Source organism: Bacillus sp. Hm123, assembly GCF_051842975.2.
GTDB lineage: Bacteria > Bacillota > Bacilli > Bacillales > Domibacillaceae > Bacillus_CE.
The window spans coordinates 245,001-265,423 of sequence record NZ_CM200277.1; the positions used below are offsets into that span (position 1 = coordinate 245,001).

16 protein-coding genes, 23 tRNA genes, 2 rRNA genes and 1 riboswitch (1 of these 42 only partly in view) are annotated in these 20,423 nt (G+C 41.2%); of the genes, 35 read left to right on the forward strand and 6 right to left on the reverse strand.

Annotated features, from left to right (window positions below; genetic code table 11):
- The 32 genes from ACSVDJ_RS01415 to ACSVDJ_RS01570 form a co-directional block, all read left to right on the forward strand.
- Window positions 1-1,464, forward strand: a 23S ribosomal RNA gene (locus tag ACSVDJ_RS01415) (it extends 1,469 nt beyond the left edge of the window).
- A 66-nt stretch (window positions 1,465-1,530) separates the two neighbouring features.
- A 5S ribosomal RNA gene (gene rrf, locus ACSVDJ_RS01420) occupies window positions 1,531-1,646 on the forward strand.
- Window positions 1,647-1,656: 10 nt separating this feature from the next.
- A tRNA-Glu gene (locus tag ACSVDJ_RS01425) sits at window positions 1,657-1,731 on the forward strand.
- A 3-nt stretch (window positions 1,732-1,734) separates the two neighbouring features.
- Window positions 1,735-1,810 (forward strand) — tRNA-Val (locus ACSVDJ_RS01430).
- Window positions 1,811-1,826: 16 nt separating this feature from the next.
- Window positions 1,827-1,902 (forward strand) — tRNA-Thr (locus tag ACSVDJ_RS01435).
- Window positions 1,903-1,921: 19 nt separating this feature from the next.
- A tRNA-Lys gene (locus ACSVDJ_RS01440) sits at window positions 1,922-1,994 on the forward strand.
- A gap of 7 nt (window positions 1,995-2,001) precedes the next feature.
- A tRNA-Leu gene (locus ACSVDJ_RS01445) sits at window positions 2,002-2,083 on the forward strand.
- A gap of 74 nt (window positions 2,084-2,157) precedes the next feature.
- A tRNA-Gly gene (locus tag ACSVDJ_RS01450) sits at window positions 2,158-2,232 on the forward strand.
- A gap of 7 nt (window positions 2,233-2,239) precedes the next feature.
- Window positions 2,240-2,328 (forward strand) — tRNA-Leu (locus ACSVDJ_RS01455).
- 7 nt (window positions 2,329-2,335) lie between these two features.
- Window positions 2,336-2,412 (forward strand) — tRNA-Arg (locus tag ACSVDJ_RS01460).
- Window positions 2,413-2,425: 13 nt separating this feature from the next.
- Window positions 2,426-2,502: transfer RNA gene (locus ACSVDJ_RS01465), tRNA-Pro, on the forward strand.
- Between the two features lie 25 nt (window positions 2,503-2,527).
- A tRNA-Ala gene (locus tag ACSVDJ_RS01470) sits at window positions 2,528-2,603 on the forward strand.
- 18 nt (window positions 2,604-2,621) lie between these two features.
- Window positions 2,622-2,695: transfer RNA gene (locus tag ACSVDJ_RS01475), tRNA-Met, on the forward strand.
- Between the two features lie 9 nt (window positions 2,696-2,704).
- Window positions 2,705-2,797, forward strand: a tRNA-Ser gene (locus tag ACSVDJ_RS01480).
- Window positions 2,798-2,814: 17 nt separating this feature from the next.
- Window positions 2,815-2,888: transfer RNA gene (locus ACSVDJ_RS01485), tRNA-Met, on the forward strand.
- Between the two features lie 5 nt (window positions 2,889-2,893).
- Window positions 2,894-2,970, forward strand: a tRNA-Asp gene (locus tag ACSVDJ_RS01490).
- Between the two features lie 16 nt (window positions 2,971-2,986).
- A tRNA-Phe gene (locus ACSVDJ_RS01495) sits at window positions 2,987-3,062 on the forward strand.
- 34 nt (window positions 3,063-3,096) lie between these two features.
- Window positions 3,097-3,181: transfer RNA gene (locus tag ACSVDJ_RS01500), tRNA-Tyr, on the forward strand.
- 8 nt (window positions 3,182-3,189) lie between these two features.
- Window positions 3,190-3,263 (forward strand) — tRNA-Trp (locus ACSVDJ_RS01505).
- Between the two features lie 23 nt (window positions 3,264-3,286).
- Window positions 3,287-3,362 (forward strand) — tRNA-His (locus tag ACSVDJ_RS01510).
- An 11-nt stretch (window positions 3,363-3,373) separates the two neighbouring features.
- Window positions 3,374-3,448: transfer RNA gene (locus tag ACSVDJ_RS01515), tRNA-Gln, on the forward strand.
- Window positions 3,449-3,460: 12 nt separating this feature from the next.
- A tRNA-Cys gene (locus ACSVDJ_RS01520) sits at window positions 3,461-3,534 on the forward strand.
- A gap of 11 nt (window positions 3,535-3,545) precedes the next feature.
- Window positions 3,546-3,619: transfer RNA gene (locus ACSVDJ_RS01525), tRNA-Gly, on the forward strand.
- Window positions 3,620-3,632: 13 nt separating this feature from the next.
- A tRNA-Ile gene (locus tag ACSVDJ_RS01530) sits at window positions 3,633-3,706 on the forward strand.
- 6 nt (window positions 3,707-3,712) lie between these two features.
- Window positions 3,713-3,784: transfer RNA gene (locus ACSVDJ_RS01535), tRNA-Asn, on the forward strand.
- 292 nt (window positions 3,785-4,076) lie between these two features.
- On the forward strand, window positions 4,077-5,465 hold the full coding sequence (gene fumC / locus ACSVDJ_RS01540) for a class II fumarate hydratase (protein ID WP_439170459.1): 1,389 nt from the start codon (window positions 4,077-4,079) through the stop codon (window positions 5,463-5,465).
- A 6-nt stretch (window positions 5,466-5,471) separates the two neighbouring features.
- Window positions 5,472-5,822 carry a hypothetical protein gene (locus ACSVDJ_RS01545; RefSeq protein ID WP_439170458.1) on the forward strand — a complete coding sequence of 117 codons (351 nt, stop codon included), beginning with the start codon at window positions 5,472-5,474 and terminating at the stop codon, window positions 5,820-5,822.
- Between the two features lie 125 nt (window positions 5,823-5,947).
- The gene (locus ACSVDJ_RS01550; protein WP_439170457.1) at window positions 5,948-6,289 is read left to right on the forward strand and encodes a zinc ribbon domain-containing protein YjdM; all 342 of its coding nucleotides are present in this window, start codon (window positions 5,948-5,950) and stop codon (window positions 6,287-6,289) included.
- Between the two features lie 204 nt (window positions 6,290-6,493).
- The gene (locus ACSVDJ_RS01555; RefSeq protein WP_439170456.1) at window positions 6,494-7,189 is read left to right on the forward strand and encodes a hypothetical protein; all 696 of its coding nucleotides are present in this window, start codon (window positions 6,494-6,496) and stop codon (window positions 7,187-7,189) included.
- 11 nt (window positions 7,190-7,200) lie between these two features.
- On the forward strand, window positions 7,201-8,058 hold the full coding sequence (locus ACSVDJ_RS01560) for a hypothetical protein (protein ID WP_518619827.1): 858 nt from the start codon (window positions 7,201-7,203) through the stop codon (window positions 8,056-8,058).
- A gap of 144 nt (window positions 8,059-8,202) precedes the next feature.
- Complete coding sequence (locus ACSVDJ_RS01565) at window positions 8,203-8,583, forward strand: VOC family protein (protein ID WP_439170454.1); 381 nt, start codon at window positions 8,203-8,205, stop codon at window positions 8,581-8,583.
- 182 nt (window positions 8,584-8,765) lie between these two features.
- A complete protein-coding gene (locus ACSVDJ_RS01570) occupies window positions 8,766-9,647 on the forward strand; it encodes a DMT family transporter (RefSeq protein WP_439170453.1) in 882 nt (293 codons plus the stop codon).
- A gap of 49 nt (window positions 9,648-9,696) precedes the next feature.
- Here the strand turns inward: ACSVDJ_RS01570 and ACSVDJ_RS01575 are convergent, their stop codons facing one another.
- Window positions 9,697-10,338, reverse strand: coding sequence for a GTP pyrophosphokinase (locus ACSVDJ_RS01575; RefSeq protein ID WP_439170452.1), 642 nt, complete (start codon window positions 10,336-10,338; stop codon window positions 9,697-9,699).
- 293 nt (window positions 10,339-10,631) lie between these two features.
- Here ACSVDJ_RS01575 and cyoE point away from each other — a divergent pair, with 293 nt between their 5' ends.
- Together cyoE and ACSVDJ_RS01585 are read left to right on the forward strand one after the other, a co-directional pair.
- Window positions 10,632-11,558, forward strand: a complete 927-nt coding sequence (gene cyoE / locus ACSVDJ_RS01580) for a heme o synthase (RefSeq protein ID WP_439170471.1) — start codon at window positions 10,632-10,634, stop codon at window positions 11,556-11,558.
- Between the two features lie 200 nt (window positions 11,559-11,758).
- Window positions 11,759-13,234: an aldehyde dehydrogenase family protein gene (locus tag ACSVDJ_RS01585; protein ID WP_439170451.1), complete on the forward strand. Its 1,476-nt coding sequence runs from the start codon at window positions 11,759-11,761 to the stop codon at window positions 13,232-13,234.
- A 49-nt stretch (window positions 13,235-13,283) separates the two neighbouring features.
- Here ACSVDJ_RS01585 and ACSVDJ_RS01590 read toward each other — a convergent pair whose 3' ends face one another.
- Window positions 13,284-14,429 (reverse strand): MFS transporter, encoded by a 1,146-nt coding sequence (locus ACSVDJ_RS01590; protein ID WP_439170449.1) that lies wholly within the window; start codon window positions 14,427-14,429, stop codon window positions 13,284-13,286.
- 160 nt (window positions 14,430-14,589) lie between these two features.
- Here ACSVDJ_RS01590 and ACSVDJ_RS01595 point away from each other — a divergent pair, with 160 nt between their 5' ends.
- A complete protein-coding gene (locus ACSVDJ_RS01595) occupies window positions 14,590-15,453 on the forward strand; it encodes a LysR family transcriptional regulator (protein WP_439170447.1) in 864 nt (287 codons plus the stop codon).
- 85 nt (window positions 15,454-15,538) lie between these two features.
- On the opposite strand, the gene ACSVDJ_RS01600 is transcribed toward ACSVDJ_RS01595, so the two are convergent.
- The 4 genes from ACSVDJ_RS01600 to ACSVDJ_RS01615 form a co-directional block, all read right to left on the reverse strand.
- A complete protein-coding gene (locus ACSVDJ_RS01600) occupies window positions 15,539-16,369 on the reverse strand; it encodes a MetQ/NlpA family ABC transporter substrate-binding protein (protein WP_439170446.1) in 831 nt (276 codons plus the stop codon).
- Window positions 16,370-16,385: 16 nt separating this feature from the next.
- Entirely contained in the window at window positions 16,386-17,057 is a 672-nt protein-coding gene (locus tag ACSVDJ_RS01605) for a methionine ABC transporter permease (RefSeq protein WP_439170445.1), read from the reverse strand.
- Window positions 17,047-18,060 carry a methionine ABC transporter ATP-binding protein gene (locus ACSVDJ_RS01610; RefSeq protein ID WP_439170444.1) on the reverse strand — a complete coding sequence of 338 codons (1,014 nt, stop codon included), beginning with the start codon at window positions 18,058-18,060 and terminating at the stop codon, window positions 17,047-17,049. Before ACSVDJ_RS01610 ends, ACSVDJ_RS01605 begins: the two co-directional genes overlap by 11 nt.
- Before the next feature lie 91 nt (window positions 18,061-18,151).
- A riboswitch (SAM riboswitch) is annotated at window positions 18,152-18,257 on the reverse strand.
- A gap of 104 nt (window positions 18,258-18,361) precedes the next feature.
- Complete coding sequence (locus ACSVDJ_RS01615; RefSeq protein ID WP_439170469.1) at window positions 18,362-20,212, reverse strand: SLC13 family permease; 1,851 nt, start codon at window positions 20,210-20,212, stop codon at window positions 18,362-18,364.
- Between the last annotated feature and the right edge of the window lie 211 nt (window positions 20,213-20,423).

A 20,423-nucleotide genomic window follows, 5' to 3' on the forward strand; every position in this document is an offset into this window, starting at 1 on the left:
TGGGGGGACGCAGGAGGATAGGGTAAGCGCGCGAATGGAAATGCGCGTCCAAGCAGTTAGGCCGATGACGAGGCAAATCCCGTCATCATCAAGGCGGAGCTGTGACGGCGAGGGAAATATAGTACCGAAGTTCCTGATTCCACACTGCCAAGAAAAGCCTCTAGCGAGGTAAAAGGTGCCCGTACCGCAAACCGACACAGGTAGGCGAGGAGAGAATCCTAAGGTGAGCGAGTGAACTCTCGTTAAGGAACTCGGCAAAATGACCCCGTAACTTCGGGAGAAGGGGTGCTCTTTGGGGTGAATAGCCCCGAGGAGCCGCAGTGAATAGGCCCAGGCGACTGTTTAGCAAAAACACAGGTCTCTGCGAAGCCGCAAGGCGAAGTATAGGGGCTGACGCCTGCCCGGTGCTGGAAGGTTAAGGGGAGCGCTTAGCGTAAGCGAAGGTGTGAACCGAAGCCCCAGTAAACGGCGGCCGTAACTATAACGGTCCTAAGGTAGCGAAATTCCTTGTCGGGTAAGTTCCGACCCGCACGAAAGGCGTAACGATCTGGGCACTGTCTCAACGAGAGACTCGGTGAAATTATAGTACCTGTGAAGATGCAGGTTACCCGCGACAGGACGGAAAGACCCCGTGGAGCTTTACTGTAGCCTGATATTGAATTTTGGCACAGCTTGTACAGGATAGGTAGGAGCCTTTGAAGCGTGAGCGCCAGCTTACGTGGAGGCGTTGGTGGGATACTACCCTGGCTGTGTTGAACTTCTAACCCGCACCCCTGATCGGGGTGGGAGACAGTGTCAGGTGGGCAGTTTGACTGGGGCGGTCGCCTCCTAAAAAGTAACGGAGGCGCCCAAAGGTTCCCTCAGAATGGTTGGAAATCATTCGCAGAGTGTAAAGGCACAAGGGAGCTTGACTGCGAGACCTACAAGTCGAGCAGGGACGAAAGTCGGGCTTAGTGATCCGGTGGTTCCGCATGGAAGGGCCATCGCTCAACGGATAAAAGCTACCCCGGGGATAACAGGCTTATCTCCCCCAAGAGTCCACATCGACGGGGAGGTTTGGCACCTCGATGTCGGCTCATCGCATCCTGGGGCTGTAGTCGGTCCCAAGGGTTGGGCTGTTCGCCCATTAAAGCGGTACGCGAGCTGGGTTCAGAACGTCGTGAGACAGTTCGGTCCCTATCCGTCGCGGGCGCAGGAAATTTGAGAGGAGCTGTCCTTAGTACGAGAGGACCGGGATGGACGCACCGCTGGTGTACCAGTTGTCTTGCCAAAGGCATCGCTGGGTAGCTATGTGCGGACGGGATAAGTGCTGAAAGCATCTAAGCATGAAGCCCCCCTCAAGATGAGATTTCCCATAGCGCAAGCTAGTAAGATCCCTGAAAGATGATCAGGTAGATAGGTTCGAGGTGGAAGCGTGGCGACACGTGGAGCTGACGAATACTAATCGATCGAGGACTTTTCCTAGGCGATTTGCAAGGTTACAATACTTATTATCCAGTTTTGAAAGAACAACTCTTTCAAACTTTATAGTCTGGTGGCGATAGCGAAGAGGTCACACCCGTTCCCATACCGAACACGGAAGTTAAGCTCTTCAGCGCCGATGGTAGTTGGGGGGTTCCCCCTGTGAGAGTAGGACGTTGCCAGGCGATTAAAGTAGGCCCGTTGGTCAAGCGGTTAAGACACCGCCCTTTCACGGCGGTAACACGGGTTCGAATCCCGTACGGGTCACCATTTGGAGGATTAGCTCAGCTGGGAGAGCACCTGCCTTACAAGCAGGGGGTCGGCGGTTCGATCCCGTCATCCTCCACCATGAATTACTTACGTATGCCGGTGTAGCTCAACTGGTAGAGCAACTGACTTGTAATCAGTAGGTTGGGGGTTCAAGTCCTCTTGCCGGCACCACTTTTAAAAATATTATTTTGAGCCATTAGCTCAGTTGGTAGAGCATCTGACTTTTAATCAGAGGGTCGAAGGTTCGAGTCCTTCATGGCTCACTTTTATGCGGGTGTGGCGGAATTGGCAGACGCACCAGACTTAGGATCTGGCGCCGCGAGGCGTGGGGGTTCGACTCCCTTCACCCGCATCATTGTAACGGTATTCTGTTAAAATTTGTTACATCTTATGATGAAAACATAATTCAGAATATCTTGTTCAAGCGCGGAAGTAGTTCAGTGGTAGAACACCACCTTGCCAAGGTGGGGGTCGCGGGTTCGAATCCCGTCTTCCGCTCCATAAAAATGCCGGGGTGGCGGAACTGGCAGACGCACAGGACTTAAAATCCTGCGGTAGGTGACTACCGTACCGGTTCGATTCCGGTCCTCGGCACCACTTTTATGCGCCCGTAGCTCAATTGGATAGAGCGTTTGACTACGGATCAAAAGGTTAGGGGTTCGACTCCTCTCGGGCGCGCCATTAATTATTCAAGCGGGAAGTAGCTCAGCTTGGTAGAGCACTTGGTTTGGGACCAAGGGGTCGCAGGTTCGAATCCTGTCTTCCCGACCATTTGAAGCTCTAAAAATAACGACATGGGGCCTTAGCTCAGCTGGGAGAGCGCCTGCTTTGCACGCAGGAGGTCAGCGGTTCGATCCCGCTAGGCTCCACCAATTTAATATACAATACATGGCGGTGTAGCTCAGCTGGCTAGAGCGTACGGTTCATACCCGTGAGGTCGGGGGTTCGATCCCCTCCGCCGCTATTGAAATATGGAGGAATACCCAAGTCTGGCTGAAGGGATCGGTCTTGAAAACCGACAGGCGGGTTAAACCGCGCGGGGGTTCGAATCCCTCTTCCTCCGCCATATTTTATCCATAACGTCGCGGGGTGGAGCAGTCTGGTAGCTCGTCGGGCTCATAACCCGAAGGTCGCAGGTTCAAATCCTGTCCCCGCAATAAATGGTCCGGTAGTTCAGTTGGTTAGAATGCCTGCCTGTCACGCAGGAGGTCGCGGGTTCGAGTCCCGTCCGGACCGCCATTTATATAATATTCTTGGCTCAGTAGCTCAGTTGGTAGAGCAATGGACTGAAAATCCATGTGTCGGCGGTTCGATTCCGTCCTGAGCCACCATTTTTTTAATATATGCCTTTTTAAATTAAAATATGGAGGGGTAGCGAAGTGGCTAAACGCGGCGGACTGTAAATCCGCTCCCTCAGGGTTCGGCGGTTCGAATCCGTCCCCCTCCACCAGTTTTGATAGGGGCATAGTTTAACGGTAGAACAGAGGTCTCCAAAACCTCCAGTGTGGGTTCGATTCCTACTGCCCCTGCCAATTTAAACTTAATACTATTTATGGCGATCGTGGCGAAGTGGTTAACGCATCGGATTGTGGTTCCGACATTCGGGGGTTCGATTCCCCTCGGTCGCCCCATATGTAATTAATGGGCTATAGCCAAGCGGTAAGGCAGCGGATTTTGATTCCGTCACGCGAAGGTTCGAATCCTTCTAGCCCAGCCATCCCTTTTAAAGGGCGGCATAGCCAAGTGGTAAGGCAGAGGTCTGCAAAACCTTTATCACCGGTTCAAATCCGGTTGCCGCCTCCATTTTCATCCATGCGGGTGTAGTTTAATGGTAAAACCTCAGCCTTCCAAGCTGATGTCGTGAGTTCGATTCTCATCACCCGCTCCATTTAATTTTAAATGGGCCTGTAGCTCAGCTGGTTAGAGCGCACGCCTGATAAGCGTGAGGTCGATGGTTCAAGTCCATTCAGGCCCACTTTTTTCCGCAGTAGCTCAGTGGTAGAGCTATCGGCTGTTAACCGATCGGTCGCAAGTTCGAATCTTGCCTGCGGAGTTAAATATTTATCGAAGAAATGTGCAAAGGATATAAAAATCCTTTGCACATTTTTATTTTCATAAAAAAACGTGTTTTGAGCAATTAGCTCAAGACACGTTTTTTTGCATTGGAAGTTAATAGTTTGTAAAATATGACACCAATAAGTTGACAATGATAATCATAATCAATTAATATGGTGTTATATCGTGACAACGATGATGAATATATTAAATAGCATAGTTATGCAAAAGAATAGATTTATTATTTTGTGAAAATAATCATTAGTAAACGAGTACAGGAGGAAGACAAAATGGAATTCAGAATAGAAAAGGATACGATCGGAGAAATTCAAGTTCCAATAGATAAATTGTGGGGGGCTCAAACCCAGCGCAGTAGTCAAAATTTTAAAATAGGAACGGAACAGATGCCTAAGAAAGTCATTGAGGCATTTGCGATCCTAAAGAAAAGTGCTGCTCTAGTTAATGAGAAATTAGGAAAGATTGAGTCTGTGAAAGCAGAAGTCATCGTGCGAGCAGCAGATGAAATTTTAGAAGGAAAGCTAGATGATCATTTTCCACTTGTCGTTTGGCAAACAGGAAGCGGAACACAATCGAATATGAACGTCAATGAAGTCATCGCTCATCGCGCGAATGAGCTATTATCAGACATGAATGAGAATGTTACGGTTCATCCGAATGATGATGTGAATAAATCACAAAGCTCTAATGATACCTTTCCAACAGCGATGCATATAGCAGGTGTATTGGCTGTTGAAGATCAATTGTTGCCAATGCTGCGTCAGTTGAAAGAAACATTAGAGAAGAAAGTAGAAGAGTTTGCTGATGTTATTAAAATTGGACGAACTCATTTGCAAGATGCCACTCCGTTGACGTTAGGACAAGAGATTAGTGGTTGGGTTCGTATGCTTGAAAAAACAGAGAAAATGATTACAGATAGTGTTGAGCCAATGAGGGAATTAGCTATTGGTGGAACGGCTGTAGGTACAGGGATTAATGCTCATCCAAAATACGGAGAAATGACAGCTGAACAAATTAGTCAACTAACGGAGAAAGCTTTTGTCACGGCTTCTAACAAATTTCATTCTTTAACGAGTCATGATGAGATTGTTTATGTACACGGTGCGTTAAAAGCGTTAGCAGCTGATTTAATGAAAATAGCTAATGATGTTAGATGGTTAGCTAGCGGTCCACGTTGTGGCATAGGAGAGATTGTAATTCCTGCGAATGAACCAGGAAGTTCCATTATGCCGGGCAAAGTCAACCCAACGCAAAGTGAGGCGTTAACGATGGTTGTTTGCCAAGTGATGGGCAATGATACGACGATCGGTATGGCCGCAAGTCAAGGAAACTTTGAGTTAAACGTATTTAAACCGGTGATTATTTATAATTTCCTCCAATCTGTACGGCTTTTAGCTGATGCTATGGAGTCATTTAATAAGCATTGTGCTGTTGGAATTGAGGCGAATTTAGAAGTTATTCAGCAAAACTTAGAAAACTCGCTTATGCTTGTGACTGCATTAAATCCTCATATCGGTTATGAAAACGCAGCAGCTATTGCGAAACTGGCACATAAAGAAGGGTTAACGTTAAAAGAAGCAGCGTTGAAACTAAACTTATTAACAGAAGAACAATTTGATGAGTTCGTTCGTCCAGAAGAAATGATTCAACCAAAGGAGTGAGGAGCTTTGTGGACAATTTTTCGGATTTGTGAAGGGATTTATGGATTTCGTGCAGAATCTAATGTTCATGACGCCTGGACAGCTACTTTAATCATGAAGACACATGAAAACCGATTAGACATTTTAGCGGAAATACATATGTCTTATTTAAATGAAATGGAAGAATATGAACGGTTACTTGATGAAATACGCTATTTTGCGAAAACAGTGAAAAAGGAGAAGAACAAGGAGATATGTGCAATGAATTTCCATTGCCAAGGGCTTTCTTGTTTTATCGACCAAAATCCACTGCCAACTTTCCGACATACGAGTGGCCTAGAGTTCATTAATACGACGTTTGTTGAAGAAGTTGCTTAGAGGACATAATTGCGGAGCACTCTATCTAGATGGTAGAGTGCTTTTTCTAATGAAAAGGTGGCTTTATGGTAGAGGGTTAATGTATAGTGAGAGAATGAACAATAACGACTGGAGGAGTTAAATTTATGTCGAATTTACCAAACTGCCCAAAATGTAATTCAGAGTATACATACGAGGATGGAAACCTTTTTGTCTGTCCAGAATGTGCGCATGAGTGGACGTTACAATCAGAAGAAGAAAATCATGAAGATCAAAAAGTTGTCAAAGATGCGAATGGCAACATTTTAAAAGATGGTGATTCTGTTACTGTCATTAAAGATCTTAAAGTAAAAGGAAGTTCATCCACATTAAAAATCGGGACGAAAGTAAAAAGCATTCGTTTAGTAGATGGCGATCATAATATTGATTGCAAAATTGACGGTTTCGGTGCGATGAAATTAAAGTCGGAATTTGTGAAAAAGGCGTAAATGCTGGTTTAATAGGGTCTGACTCCAAAAAGATATCTAATAAAGAAGGTGTGATCTTCTTTAGCTACTAGATATTTTTTCGGGGATGGACTCTTTTGCTTTTGAGGACACTTATGCTAGGAAAATAATTCAAGAACAGCAGGGGATTTTTATGTTCAGCTGTGAGATATCTGTCCTTTCTAATATATGGAGGTGTACAGAATTATGAAGTTTTCAAAAATAATTTTCATTTGCTTAGTTAGTGGCATAATTACTTTTTGTACAATCAAAGTGAGCAAAAGCATCATAGAAGATAAAAATGCTTATTATGTTCCAGAAAATCCATTTGTTACGAAGGACATTCAAGAGAACCAACGAAAGCCAGAAGATATTGATCGTATGATCTCACATGGTATATCCGGTACTAAAGAGACGACTTTACCTGTGGAATATGACAAAAACTACACCATATATGAGGACAAGCTCTATGTTACAACTAACAAGGGGAAGACTTGGGTGCAAGTCCCGGATGATGATCAACTAGGATATGCCCGTATCAGTGAATATCTAGATACTATTTCACAAAGCAATATTTACGTATCAAGTGAAGAAATCACCATTGTATACGGTGGGCGTGGTTCAGAAAATATAAGCATTATTACGACCGATAATCCAAGTGAGTATTGGAGTGTTGGTAGTATATCTCAGACAGCTACTCATGATTTACAAAATGGTTATGATGAGATGTACATTGATTTCTTAAATGATGCTAGAACGGGGTACCTTGTTGCCATTAAAAATAACGGAACAGCACAAGAAGAAATGTTAGTTTATCGCAGTGTAAATACAGGTGTAACTTGGGACTATGTAGATATGAACGATGCAATTTATCATGAAATTATAACGCGGTTTGGATTGTAGGTGATACGTCTATGATTAGGAATCGAAAAATGAAAATAATGTTATGTTGGATAGCCATAGTGCTGATGGTTTTTCAAGGGTTAATAATTGGAGTTGCTGCTCCGATAGGCTACTATTTAATTCACGATTGGATCTTTTATATAACCAATTATGTAATTATAATTATTTTTCTATTGTTGTACAGTAAAAATCGCTTTGTTAGATGGCTTCAAATAATGCTGGGTCTAATATTGTTGGTGAGTAATTCTACATTTTTCTATTATATGGGTGATATAAATGTGGTGGTGTCAAAGTCAAAGGACAACCAACATGAAGTAATTCTAAAAGAATATAAAAAAATGAGTAACGAGACAATTAGAATAAAGCGTAGAGGCTTTTTCTTTGGGAAAAAAGTAGCTACATTAATGGGAAGTTCTACATATAAGACCCTTGAAGAAGAAACGTATAAAATCGACTGGGTCAGTGGAGATACTGCTGTTGTGACATACCAAGTTAATGAAAAAGGCGCTTTACACCAAAGTATTTTTAATTTTAGAAGTTCGAGTTATGTTTCCTATCAAAATGTAGCTGTTAGCTTGACTGGCAAATGGTTTGAACAAGATAACCCTCAAAACTACTTTATGTACGATACAGGTGAAATTATTTATGCAAAAGATGGCCAACTTTACTATTACAGTGATGACGATTCAGAACAACAAGGAATTTTTTCGATTGTAATAACAGGGGATGAGAAAAATCCTTCTTTTACAGTGGTATTAAACTCTGATTCTGAGTTTGGAGACGATGGGTTGATTAAGGATGGGGGAACGATTACTATTTATCCGGTCACTCTTAAAGAGTTAGAGGGTAAGGTGTATTATAGGCAATAATACATGTTAATTAAGCATAAGCAACAAACATAATAGAGAAGAAAACATAAAGGTGAATTTAAGTAACCTTCTTAACATTTTGATGATAGGTAAAATGTAACTCCTTGACGAAGCTATTAAAAAATGAACGTAGGAGGGATTCAATTGAACTTGAACATGAGGTATGTGATTTTATACGTTTCCGATCATATAAGGTCTATGACATTTTACAAGGATATTTTAGGTTTACCGATTCGTGGTGAACATGAAACTTATGTTGAGTTTGAAACCGGCTCGACGATTTTAGCGATAAATACAAGAGAAGATGTTCAAGAGATTACGGGCTTGAGCATCCCTAAACAGGGCGTGTCACAAACGTTTGAGTTGGGGTTTGTCGTAGATGATGTAGAAGCAATGATTGAAAAATTGAGAGAGCAAGGTGTTCAAATTCTTGTGGAGCCAGTAGCGAAACCTTGGGGACAAGTAGTTGCGTACGTAGCAGATCCTGATGGAAACTATATTGAAATTTGCAGTTCTCTTGGTTGATAAGACAGGGAGCCGACTAGAAGTCAATGATTCAACTTCTAGTCGGCTCTTTTATCTTTCTAATAAAAAGTATTCTCTGCCTTCTAGTTCAACTATTACTCCTTTTGAAAAAGCCATAAAAATTTTATACTGTTTATTAGAGTGTTTTTATTATTGGTCATGACAGCTTAGGGGGAACAGGATTGAAATCACCGTTTATTTCTTATGTAGCGTTATTTTTTGGGGTACTTGCTTTATCAACTTCCGCGATTTTTGTGAAATTAGCAGATGCACCGGCAGCTATTACCGCCTTTTATCGGCTCTTTTTTGCTACGTTGATTCTTTTGCCGTTTTTATTAATGAATAAAGAGAATCGTCAAGAGTTGCGATCATTGTCTAAAAAACAATGGGGGCTGGGGCTATTATCGGGCTTATTTTTAGCCGCTCATTATGTGTTATGGTTTGAATCATTAAATTATACATCGGTAGCAAGCTCGACGGTTATTGTGACGTTACAGCCATTGTTTTCGATGGTAGGCGGGTATTTTTTATTTAAGGAGCGTTTTAGTAAAGGAGCAATTGTCGGCTTTCTCGTTGCCATTGCTGGAAGCATCGTTATTGGTTGGGGAGATTTTCAAGTGAGTGGCGAGGCGTTGTTTGGTGATATTTTAGCTTTTATTGCAGCTGGTGTAATTACCGCTTATTTCTTTGTGGGGCAGCATGTTCGTAAAAGCTTGTCGCTCGTTCCTTATTCAATCATTGGCTATGCGAGCAGTGCTGTATTTTTAAGCTTGTTTGCCTTTAGCCAGCAAGCCTCCTTTATCGATTATTCGGCTCAAACGTGGTGGTCTTTTATTGGACTAGCGTTTATCGCGACGATTTTGGGACAAACGGTGTTTAATTGGTTGCTGAAATGGTTAAGTACTTCTGTTATTTCGATGAGTATACTAGGAGAAACGATTGGCACTTGTATCCTCGCTTATTTCATTTTAGGTGAAGTCATTTCTGTTCAGCAAGGAATCGGTATCGCTCTTATTTTAATCGGTTTAGCTGTATTTTTGTTGCAGCAAAGAAAGATGGCGTAGATAGAAAGAAAATAGAGCAGTTTCAACTAGGTGAAACTGCTCAAAACTCTTATTTAGATAATAGTTGATTTCTTAATTTCGACATTTCTTTATCTAACGCAAAGGAAGCTTTTGATAGCTCGACTAATTGTTTTTGAGCTTCTGCTGGTATCACTTCTCCTTGATATTTGTAGTTGAGTTTATGTTCTGTTGAGGCCCAAAAATCCATTGCAGAAGTGCGAATTTGGATTTCAGCGGGAACCCATAATACTTGCTTAGATAAAATGACTTGTGTTTCGATAATTAGATGCAAGCTTTTGTAGCCGCTCTTCTTTGGCTCTTTAATATAATCTTTGACGCGAAGGATTCGAGTATCTTCACGCTGTTCAATATGTTCCTTCAGCATGTAGACATCATCGATAAAGCTAGTAACAATACGGACGCCAGCAATATCCCGTATTTCCTTTTCAACGGCTTCTTGCGTTAATGGGATGTTCTTACTTTCAACTTTATCGACCAATGAAAAGACGGTTTTCATTCGCGTTTTCAAATGTTCAATGGGGGAGTAGCCATGTGCTGTTTTCCACTCTAAATCAATAATTTTGAAATCACTTTCTAGCTCGTTTAATGCCATTTGATAAGGAATAAAAAAGCCTTTCCACTCTTTTAATATTTTTTGGATGGCATCGACCGAATGTGTCTCTTGATGCATCGTAAACAACCCCTTGTTCAAAATACGTTGTACTATGCTGTCATCATATCATAGCTTGTTTGGATCAGAAAGATAAAAGAATTTCCTTCTGATTTCACTGAAAAGAATGCAGATAAAAGTGTATTTTATGTGAACTTATTGAACGAAATGACAATTGTATGAAGGTTTATGCTTATATTGATAATATAATGAAAGAATGAATCAACGAATGTGTGAGGTTTTATGATAAAATCGAAGAAGGTGTGAAATGATAAAAAGGAATGAATAATAAAATCATGCGAAGTGAATTGAAGATGGATAAAAAGGATCAAACAGCTTCTGTAACAACATCGGCCAAGTCTTGGTCAACCATTTTGGCACAGACGGTTAAGACCGGGATTATTAAATCTAATTTGATTCCGATGTTTGCAGGACTAACATTGGCTTTATATACGTATGACATGGGACTAGTGGAACATATCCCCGAAATGATTTTTGCGATCATTGGTTCCGCTTTAATTATGGGAGCCGCAGGAGCTTTTAACAATCTATATGATCGTGACATTGATGCGGTGATGGAACGAACAAAAACGAGACCGACTGTAACGGGTGAAATCAATTTGAAAGCTGTTCTGTGGATCGGGATTGGGATGACGATCCTTGGAATAGGGGTACTTGCTTTAGCTTCTCCACTAGCAGCCTTTCTAGGGTTTTTAGGTTTGTTTTTTTACGTTGTTCCGTATACGATGTGGACGAAACGTCGAACGATTTATAATACGGAGGTTGGGAGTATTTCTGGAGCAATGCCTCCGCTAATTGGTTGGGCGGCTGTTCATCCAGATATCACACATCCGGCTAGCCTTGGTCTGTTCATTATTATGATCATTTGGCAAATGCCGCATTTCTATGCGATAGCCATTCGCAAACATGATGAATATAAAGCAGCTAATGTTCCAATGTTACCTGTTGTGAAAGGTTTTAGACGCACTTATATTCAAACGAATGTTTATTTAGTCATTTTGATTGCGACAAGCTTTCTGTTTATGTCATTAAGTTTAGGAATTACGCTGGTGGCACTGCTTTTAAGTGTCATTTGGCTAGTGTTAAGTGTATCGGGTTATCAAAAAATGGATTCGGAGAAATGGGCGAAATCGCTGTTTCTGTATTCGTTGATCCATATGACTGTCCTGTTTTCGACGGTCATTATTTACTCGATTATTGGTATAATTTTCGATTTGTAAAATAGTATGAAGTGAAAAAGCTCTTTTCCTGTTTTAAGGAAAAAGAGTTTTTTTCTTTATATCAATTACCCCTGTAAATATACAGGAATAATTGGTATAAAGAAACTAAATGATTAGTACTATTTACTTGTTTTATCAAATATTAGAAGTGTATAATCTAGTTGATTCATAGTTTCCATATAAAAAGGAGCGTTCAACTTATGACAAGTCAATTAAGTCCAAAAGTAGTTTCGTTTTTAGATGGTTTGAAAAAACTTTATATTAATGGTGAATTCGTGGATTCCGTATCTGGAAAAACTTTCGAAACGCTGAACCCGGCAACAGGTGAAGTATTAGCTGTTGTAGCAGAAGCAGTGGAAGAAGATATCGATTTAGCCGTTCGTGCAGCAAGAGAAGCATTTGATCATGGTGCTTGGTCAAAAATGGGATCAGCGGAAAGAAGCCGCTTAATTTATAAGTTAGCAGATTTAATGGAAGAGAATAAACTAGAGCTTGCTCAACTAGATACATTAGATAATGGTAAGCCACTTCAAGAGACATTAAATGCGGATGTACCGTTAGCTATTGAACATTTCCGTTACTTTGCTGGCTGGTCGACGAAAATTGTTGGTCAAACGATTCCAGTACAAGGAAATTACTTCATGTACACTCGTCATGAGCCAGTTGGGGTAGTAGGTCAAATTATTCCTTGGAACTTCCCATTATTAATGGCTGCTTGGAAGTTAGGGGCGTCACTTGCGACTGGTTGTACGGTTGTTCTTAAACCAGCAGAAAACACACCTTTATCAGCTCTATACTTAGCGACATTGATGGAAGAAGCAGGCTTCCCTAACGGGGTTGTCAACATCGTTCCAGGGTACGGTAAAACAGCTGGACAACCAATCGTTGATCATCCGTTAGTAGATAAGGTTGCTTTCACAGGCTCCACACCAGTTGGTAAAGCAATTATGAAATCAGCTGCTGATACAATGAAACGTGTGACGCTTGAGCTTGGTGGTAAATCACCGAACATTATTTTACCAGATGCCGATTTAACGAAAGCGATTCCAGGAGCGTTAATGGGTATTATGTTTAACCAAGGTCAAGTATGCTGTGCAGGAAGCCGTTTATTCGTACAAAAGAAAATGTACGATAACGTCATGGCAGACTTAACAACAGCTGCGAAATCTGTTAAACAAGGAAACGGTTTAGATTTAGATACAACAATGGGACCTTTAATCTCTGCGGCGCAACAACAGCGAGTAAAAGGCTACATTGATCAAGGAATTGAAGAAGGTGCTGAAGTATTAACAGGCGGTACGATTCCGTTTGATAAAGGTTACTTCGTATCGCCAACGATCTTCGCAGACGTTGATAGCAAAATGAAGATTGCGAATGAAGAAATCTTTGGCCCAGTAGTTGCAGCGATGCCGTTTGATGATATCGATGATTTAGTAGAGAAAGCGAACAACTCTGAGTACGGATTAGCAGCAGGTATTTGGACACAAGATTTGAAAAAAGCGCATAGCGTTGCTCATAAATTACAAGCTGGAACTGTATGGATCAATGCTTACAATGTATTTGATGCAGCCGCTCCATTTGGTGGATACAAACAGTCTGGTATCGGACGCGAAATGGGAAGTTATGCTTTAGATAACTTCACAGAAGTAAAGAGCGTTTGGGTAAATATGGACTAAGTAAGAGTGAAAAAGCCGTGTGTTTGCACGGCTTTTTTAGTTTGGGCTGTTAGGAGGGCTGGCTAAATTTTCTCATGCTATAAAATTGGAGACAGAGAGAGATCCCCATAAATAGAACCGCCAAATAAATCAATGCGATTGTTCCTATCTCCAAGGAAATCACTAAACCACCCAATGAAGACCCTACTGAGCTTCCTAAATAATTAATAGAACTATTCAAAGCAATGGCTGTACTCCCTTGTTTCGGTTGATAAGATAACAAAATATGTTGCTGAGGCGCTTGGGACGCCCAGCCCATCGCTCCCCAAATAAAAAACGGCACATATTTCAAAAGCGGTACATGGATTAGCAACGGCAGGCAGATAATAGCGACGGTTAATGTCGTTAAAATGATCACCATTAATGTTTTCGGCTTTTTAAAGTAATCGATGACATAACCTATCGATAAACTTCCAACTAACCCACCTAACCCCCAAGACCATAAGTAAATTGTTAGATTGATAGTGGAAGCAAAATCCTGTAGGAAGGGGGACAAATATGTATATAAACCTAAACTGGCAATGCTGGCACAAAGCGTAATGAAGACTGTTATCGCCACTCTTTTATCCGTGAACATGGATAATCTTTCTTTTATCGCAGGTGGTGGACTAACAGGAATTTCAGGTAGGAATTTGAATAGGCACACAGTAGCAAGGCAACTAAGTAGGACGACCATCCACATGGTCAATTGCCAATTAAATAGATTAGCAATATATAGACCGATCGGAACTCCTAGCACCGTTCCCATGCTCATGCCTCCAATGGTTAAGCTTAATGCGCGTCCCTTTTTCTCTAAAGGAACTAGTGAAGCGGCCCCTGCTACGGCTAATGGTGAAAATAATCCAGCTGTCATTCCGGCGATCGCTCTTGATAGTAAGAATATAGTGAAGTTCGGAGCTAAAGCACTCCATGCATTGGCAAACCCAAACATCAATATGGAAAATAATAAAACCTTTTTAATCGGTTTTCCAGCTAGAAGAGAAGCAAAAAGTGGAGCTGATACAGCATAAAACAACGTAAAGATGCTGACGGCTTGGCCTACTTGTGAAGCACTTTTCTCATAGGTTGCACTTATTCCAGGAAGTAGACCAGCAATGATATAGGCATCGAACCCAAGGGTGAACATACCTATCGTGAGGAAGAAAACATTTCTCATATGACCGCTCCTTTCATGTGTAAAAATAGTGGGTAAAACGATATGTTATACTTGAAATGATATCTATGTGTAAAAAAATATCATTTTATCAAATGAAAAAGAACGATCATTGTGTTAGAAGGATATAACAAAACGTTATAGCGTTTGAGGGGAATGACAAATGAATACAGACTGGTTACAAAGCTTTGTCGAGGCTGCTAACCAAAAAAGTTTATCGAAAGCAGCCAACGTAAATAACATTTCTCAGCCGGCATTAAGTAAACATATTCGCCATTTAGAAAATGAACTAGATGTCTTATTATTTCATCGGACGTCTAAAGGGGTCGAACTGACAGAAGCGGGAGAACGACTCTATGCTCGGATAAAACCTGTTATGGCAGAATTAGATGACATTCGTCGAGAATTGTGGACATTTCGTCAAGATCATCCAATAGCGATCGGAAGTTTACCTAGCTTGGCCACTTATTATTTACCGTCGAGAATTAAAGGATTTAACTTTCTAGGTAGACCGATCCATTTAATGATGCAAAACACGTCTGAAGAATTGGTCAGGTCATTGCAGGAGGGAAGGCTAGATGCTGTCTTTATTGATAGCCTCTATACGAAAAGCTCATTATGGAGTTGTGAATTGTTTACGGAGCCTTATTGTGCTGTTTTGCCATCAGGACATCCTTTCCAATCAAGGGAAACTGTAGAACTTGCTGATTTGTGTAAAGAGCCATTGATTGTTCATCAAGCTCCATGTGATACGAGAAAGCGGATTGTTAATCAAATCGAATCACTAGGTTATAAACCAAACATCGTAAGTGAAGTAGCTTTTGGAGATTTTGTTTTTGGAGCGATATCGGCTGGAATGGGGATCACGATTTCACCAGAAATGCTAGTGAAACATGTTAGTCACCAACAGATTTTTACATTACCTATTACTAATTTTGGAGAAAAAAGATCGATTTCATTGGTGACTCGGAGAAAGGAGATTGGCGTAAAGTTATATAAATTTTTGTCGGAATTTGTGGAGGAATGAATAGTGTCTTTATATAGTAGAGAAAAACGAAAAACTGTCAACAAATCCTAGTTCAAGGGATTTGTCGACAGTTTAAAGTTAGTGGTTAACGATTTTGCATCCATTCTGGTTTACCGAAACCTTTGAATTCGGCATCAACCACTTTTTCAAATTCTGCTGATTCAACGATTTCGATGATATCCTTTGATAGCTGGGAGTCTTTGTTTTCTTCTTTTACCGCCACAATGTTACGGAATTTATCAGGCATGTTTTCTAAAAATAAGGCCTTTTGCAAGTCTAGTCCTGCGGCTAAAGCGAAGTTACCAGGAACAGCGGCAATGTCTGCACTTTCGATTGCGCGTGGCAGGCCAGCTGCTTCAATCGGTTGAAGCTGTAGGTTTTTCGGGTTTTCAATCACATCTTTCTCTGATGCTTTTAGTTCTTCAATGTTCGGATCAATTTTAATTAAACCTTGTTCTTGCAAAGAAAGCAGTGTACGTGCAGCGTTTGATGGATCGTTAGCAATCGCTACGCGAGCACCATCTTTAATATCATCAATCGACTGATATTCTTTAGAGAAGAAGCCCATTGGTGCAGTCGGGACGATGATTAAATCAGTTAGTTTCATATTGTTTTCTTTCGCGAAGTTTTCAAGGTAAATCGTATGTTGGAATAGGTTAGCGTCGATGTCACCAGCGTCTAATGCTTTGTTTGGCTGAACGTAGTCACTGAATTCAACGAGTTCCACTTTGTAGCCTTTTTCCTCTAGTTGAGGAATGATCGCTTTTTGCAACATATCACTATAGGGCCCCGCTGTTGCTCCAAGCTTGATTTCCTTGCTGTCTCCAGCTGATTTGCTCGTGTCATCTTTTCCACCGCAAGCTGCTAGCGCAGTAATCAATATTAATGCAAGTGCTGCTAGTAAAAATTTTTTCATGTTATTTTCTCCTTTTTTATCTTTTATCGATGGCTTTAGCAATTAAATCTCCCGCTTGTTGAATCAGTTGTACGATGATGATTAAAATGACGACGGTAGCAATCATGATCGTATTGTCGTAGCGGTAATAGCCGAAGCGAATCGCTAAATCTCCGATGCCGCCACCGCCGATGATACCTGCCATCGCAGAGTAGGCAACGAGACTAATAATCGTTAGTGTAATTCCTTGGATAACACTTGATTTTGCTTCAGGTAATAACACATCTTTAATAATCATCCAAGGGGTTGCTCCCACGGCAATCGAAGCTTCAATGACACCTTTATCAATTTCTCGCAAAGAGGTTTCGACAAGGCGAGCGAAAAATGGAATCGCTGCTACTGATAAAGATACACTTGCTGCGATCGGCCCAATCGTATCTCCGACTATTAATTTAGTTAAAGGGAATAAGGCCACTAGTAAAATAATGAACGGAATGGAGCGAACCATATTGACGATAAAGCCTAGAATTCCTTTCACATAGCGGTTCTCCCAGAAGAGACCTTTGTCGGTGACGAATAAAATAATGCCAAGCGGTAAACCGACAATGAGTGAAATACTTAAAGAAATTCCGATCATTAACAGGGTTTCACCAAACGCTTTCCAAATGTCTGGCAGCATCTCGATGAAATGTTGGACATCAAATAGCATGCTCAATCACCTCCACATAAGCGCCACGACTTTCCATATAGGATTGTGCTTTGGCGATGCTGTCTTCTTGTCCTTGTAATTCCATCAGGAAGATTCCTAGTGGCTTTTCTTGAATGTATTCAATGGTGCCGTGTAGGAAATTCCCACGGACGTCAAAGCTTTGAAGCATATCGGAAATGACTCCTTCACCAGCGACTTCACCTTTAAACAACACTTTCACGATTTTTCCTGTGACGCTATGTACAATCGATGGCGGTAAGTCAAACGATACGACACTACTAATGAATTCCTTTGTTAGCGGCTTGTCTGGATTCGCGAAAATATCGTACACTGAACCTTCCTCAATCACTTTTCCGTCTTGCATGATGACCATGCGATCACAAATTTCCTTCACAACGTCCATTTCATGCGTAATGAGAACGATGGTGATATTCAGTTCACGATTGATTTTTTTTAGTAATCGCAAAATCGATACCGTTGTTTTCGGATCAAGTGCGGAGGTGGCTTCATCACAAAGTAAGATCGACGGATTGTTAGCTAAGGCTCTCGCAATGCCTACTCGTTGTTTTTGTCCGCCGCTAAGCTGGGCAGGGTAGACGTCAATTTTTTCAGAGAGACCGACCATGTCTAATAGTTCACGTACTCGATGATCAATTGTTTCTTTCGGTGTATTCGCTGCTTTTAAAGCGAAACGGATGTTTTCACCGACCGTTTTTTGACTAATGAGATAGAAATGTTGAAAGATCATGCCGATTTTCAAGCGAGCTTGACGTAAGGCAACGCTGCTTAATTTCGTTAAATCTTGCCCATCGACGATGATGCTACCGCTTGTAGGGCGCTCTAATAAATTAATACAGCGTAGAAGGGAGCTTTTTCCTGCCCCTGAGTAACCGACAATGCCGAAAACCTCACCTTTTTGGATCGTGAGTGATACATTATCAACGCCTTTTACTTGTTTCTTTTTTGTTTCATATATTTTTGTAAGATTCTGAATCTCTAACATAAGGAATCCCTCTTATCTATTGGTAAATTTCTTGAAAATACAAAAAATGCTTCTTTCCATATCTGAAAGAAGCATCGTTTAAGAAACGGTCGATTTATCTTTCAGAATGAAATCATTCTGTAGGAATTAGCACCTTCCCATCATATGGGGGTTGCTGGACGTCATCGGGCCTATCCCTCAGTCACTCGTGATAAATTCCAATTATTCAAATGTGTTTTAAAAGGTTTTTAAAAGGTATGGTCTTTATAATAAAGTGCTTTAGTATTATTGTCAAACACTTTTTTGAAAATTTTAATTTTTGTTATAGCGGGAAGAACAATGGGATGATAATCATCATGACGATCATCATAATTAGTTGTAATGGTACGCCTACTTTCACAAAATCCATGAACTTATAGCCTCCCGCTGTCATCACAAGTGCGTTTGTCGGAGAAGCAACAGGTGTAGCTAACGCCATGTTGGCACTAACGGCTACCGCCACCAACATCGTAGTAGGATTGACATCTAAGCTCAGCGCAGCGTTGATAGCAATAGGGGCAAATAACACCGTTGTAGCGGTATTACTAATGAATTGGCTGAACACCATCGCTAAAAAATAAATGCCTGCAAGCACACCCATCGCTCCAAACCCACCGAGCGATTGAACAATTCCTTCTGAAAGAATTGTCATCCCACCAGTTTTATCTAAGGCGGTGGCCATCGGTAACATCGCTGCAATTAAGACGATGCTTTCCCAGTTGATTCGACTATAGGCATCATCCATATTTCGAACACATCCCGTCACAACCATTAATACAGCAGCGATTAATACGGAGATAACGGCAGGGAACACTTCAAACACCATCGATAAAATCATCAATAGCATAATTCCACCAGCGATCGCAGCTTTTCCGCTAGCCGCTGCCATGCTGGCGTGTTCCTTCGGTTGCCCGATGACGACGACATCTTTCGTCTCTTTCGCCAACAATTCAATTTCATTCCATGCCCCTTGGACTAATAGGGCATCACCGAAGCGAAGTCGTTGTTTAGATGTTTGTTTTAACACATGCTCGCCTTGGCGATTAATCCGAATAATATTTAAGTTATATTTTTCACGGAAGCCAATATCTCTCACTGTTTTATTAACTAGGCTAGAATGAGGAGTTAGTAGCACTTCAGCAATACCGAGTTCTTTTGATACGAGCTCGCCTGCTTCTGAATGCTCATCTTCTAAAATTAATGAATAATCTTTCACTAATTTTTGGACATTTTCGAGAGAGCCTTGAATATAAAGCGAGTCTTTCAGTTGAATAATGCTTCCTGGACCGGCCATTTCTTGATAAGTGACCGGCAAAAGGTTAATGCCATCCGTTGATTTTCGCCGAATTTGCAAGATGCATAATTGATAATTAACCGGAATTTTCAATTGTGCTAATCGCTTGCCGATCATTTCTGAATCATTGGGTACATTTACTCGGTATAAACGATCACCTAATTGATAATCAAGGGCAAGCTGTTTAGGGGATAGCTTATGTTCAGCCTTTGATTGATTGTTATTTTTTTCGTTAGGAAGCAATCGGTTGCGGACGAGAAATAAATAAATGATTCCGACGATAGAACCGAGAACCCCAATTGGCGTGATGTCGAATAAACCAAGTTTCTCATAGCCGTGATCAACAAGACTTTGACTAATAATTAAGTTAGACGGGGAGGCGATAAGCGTTAACATTCCAGAAAAGCTAGCCATGAAAGATAATGGAATTAAATATTTAGATGGACTGCTATTCATACTCATCGCAATACTTACAACGATCGGCATCATTAAAGCCACCGTTCCCGTATTACTTAAAAAAGCACCGACACAAGCGACAATGACGAGCAGCAAAATAAATAATCTCTTCTCGCTATCCCCTGAAAAACGAAGAAGAAGATTTCCTGCCATTTGCGCGAGGCCTGTCCGAAAAATTCCAGCTCCCACGATAAATAAGCCAGCTAACATAATCACAACAGAATTAGAAAAACCAGCAAAAGCTTCCGTTGGATCTAAAATGCCAACTAAGACAAAGGCAAGCAGAGAGAGAATCGCTACAAGATCCGTCCGCAGACGATTCGTCATAAACAAAGCAATCGTAATCCCTAAAATGACAAAAGTTAAAGTCAGCTGCACAGTAATCGGATTCCTTTCTTTAGGTCATTATAATCAATTTCCTCTAACTATTTTACTATATAGATTCAGAAAATTGACTAAAAACTTGAATGGTTTATGGGGTAAGGGGGATTATTTTTAAATCTAAACAGCCAAGTATCGAGAGTATAAAATAATTTGTGTAGCTGAAAAATTCCATGTAAAAAGGAAGACCTTTTCTTGATAGAATTAAGTCACC

Excerpts from the sequence above, each read along its gene's own strand:
- ACSVDJ_RS01610 (WP_439170444.1), bottom strand. The coding sequence starts at position 18,060 with ATGTTAGAGATTCAGAATCTTACAAAAATATATGAAACAAAAAAGAAA.
- ACSVDJ_RS01560 (WP_518619827.1), top strand. The coding sequence starts at position 7,201 with ATGATTAGGAATCGAAAAATGAAAATAATGTTATGTTGGATAGCCATA.
- ACSVDJ_RS01600 (WP_439170446.1), bottom strand. The coding sequence starts at position 16,369 with ATGAAAAAATTTTTACTAGCAGCACTTGCATTAATATTGATTACTGCG.
- ACSVDJ_RS01595 (WP_439170447.1), top strand. The coding sequence starts at position 14,590 with ATGAATACAGACTGGTTACAAAGCTTTGTCGAGGCTGCTAACCAAAAA.
- ACSVDJ_RS01575 (WP_439170452.1), bottom strand. The coding sequence starts at position 10,338 with ATGCATCAAGAGACACATTCGGTCGATGCCATCCAAAAAATATTAAAA.
- ACSVDJ_RS01585 (WP_439170451.1), top strand. The coding sequence starts at position 11,759 with ATGACAAGTCAATTAAGTCCAAAAGTAGTTTCGTTTTTAGATGGTTTG.
- ACSVDJ_RS01555 (WP_439170456.1), top strand. The coding sequence starts at position 6,494 with ATGAAGTTTTCAAAAATAATTTTCATTTGCTTAGTTAGTGGCATAATT.
- ACSVDJ_RS01550 (WP_439170457.1), top strand. The coding sequence starts at position 5,948 with ATGTCGAATTTACCAAACTGCCCAAAATGTAATTCAGAGTATACATAC.
- cyoE (WP_439170471.1), top strand. The coding sequence starts at position 10,632 with ATGGATAAAAAGGATCAAACAGCTTCTGTAACAACATCGGCCAAGTCT.
- ACSVDJ_RS01590 (WP_439170449.1), bottom strand. The coding sequence starts at position 14,429 with ATGAGAAATGTTTTCTTCCTCACGATAGGTATGTTCACCCTTGGGTTC.
- ACSVDJ_RS01605 (WP_439170445.1), bottom strand. The coding sequence starts at position 17,057 with ATGCTATTTGATGTCCAACATTTCATCGAGATGCTGCCAGACATTTGG.
- fumC (WP_439170459.1), top strand. The coding sequence starts at position 4,077 with ATGGAATTCAGAATAGAAAAGGATACGATCGGAGAAATTCAAGTTCCA.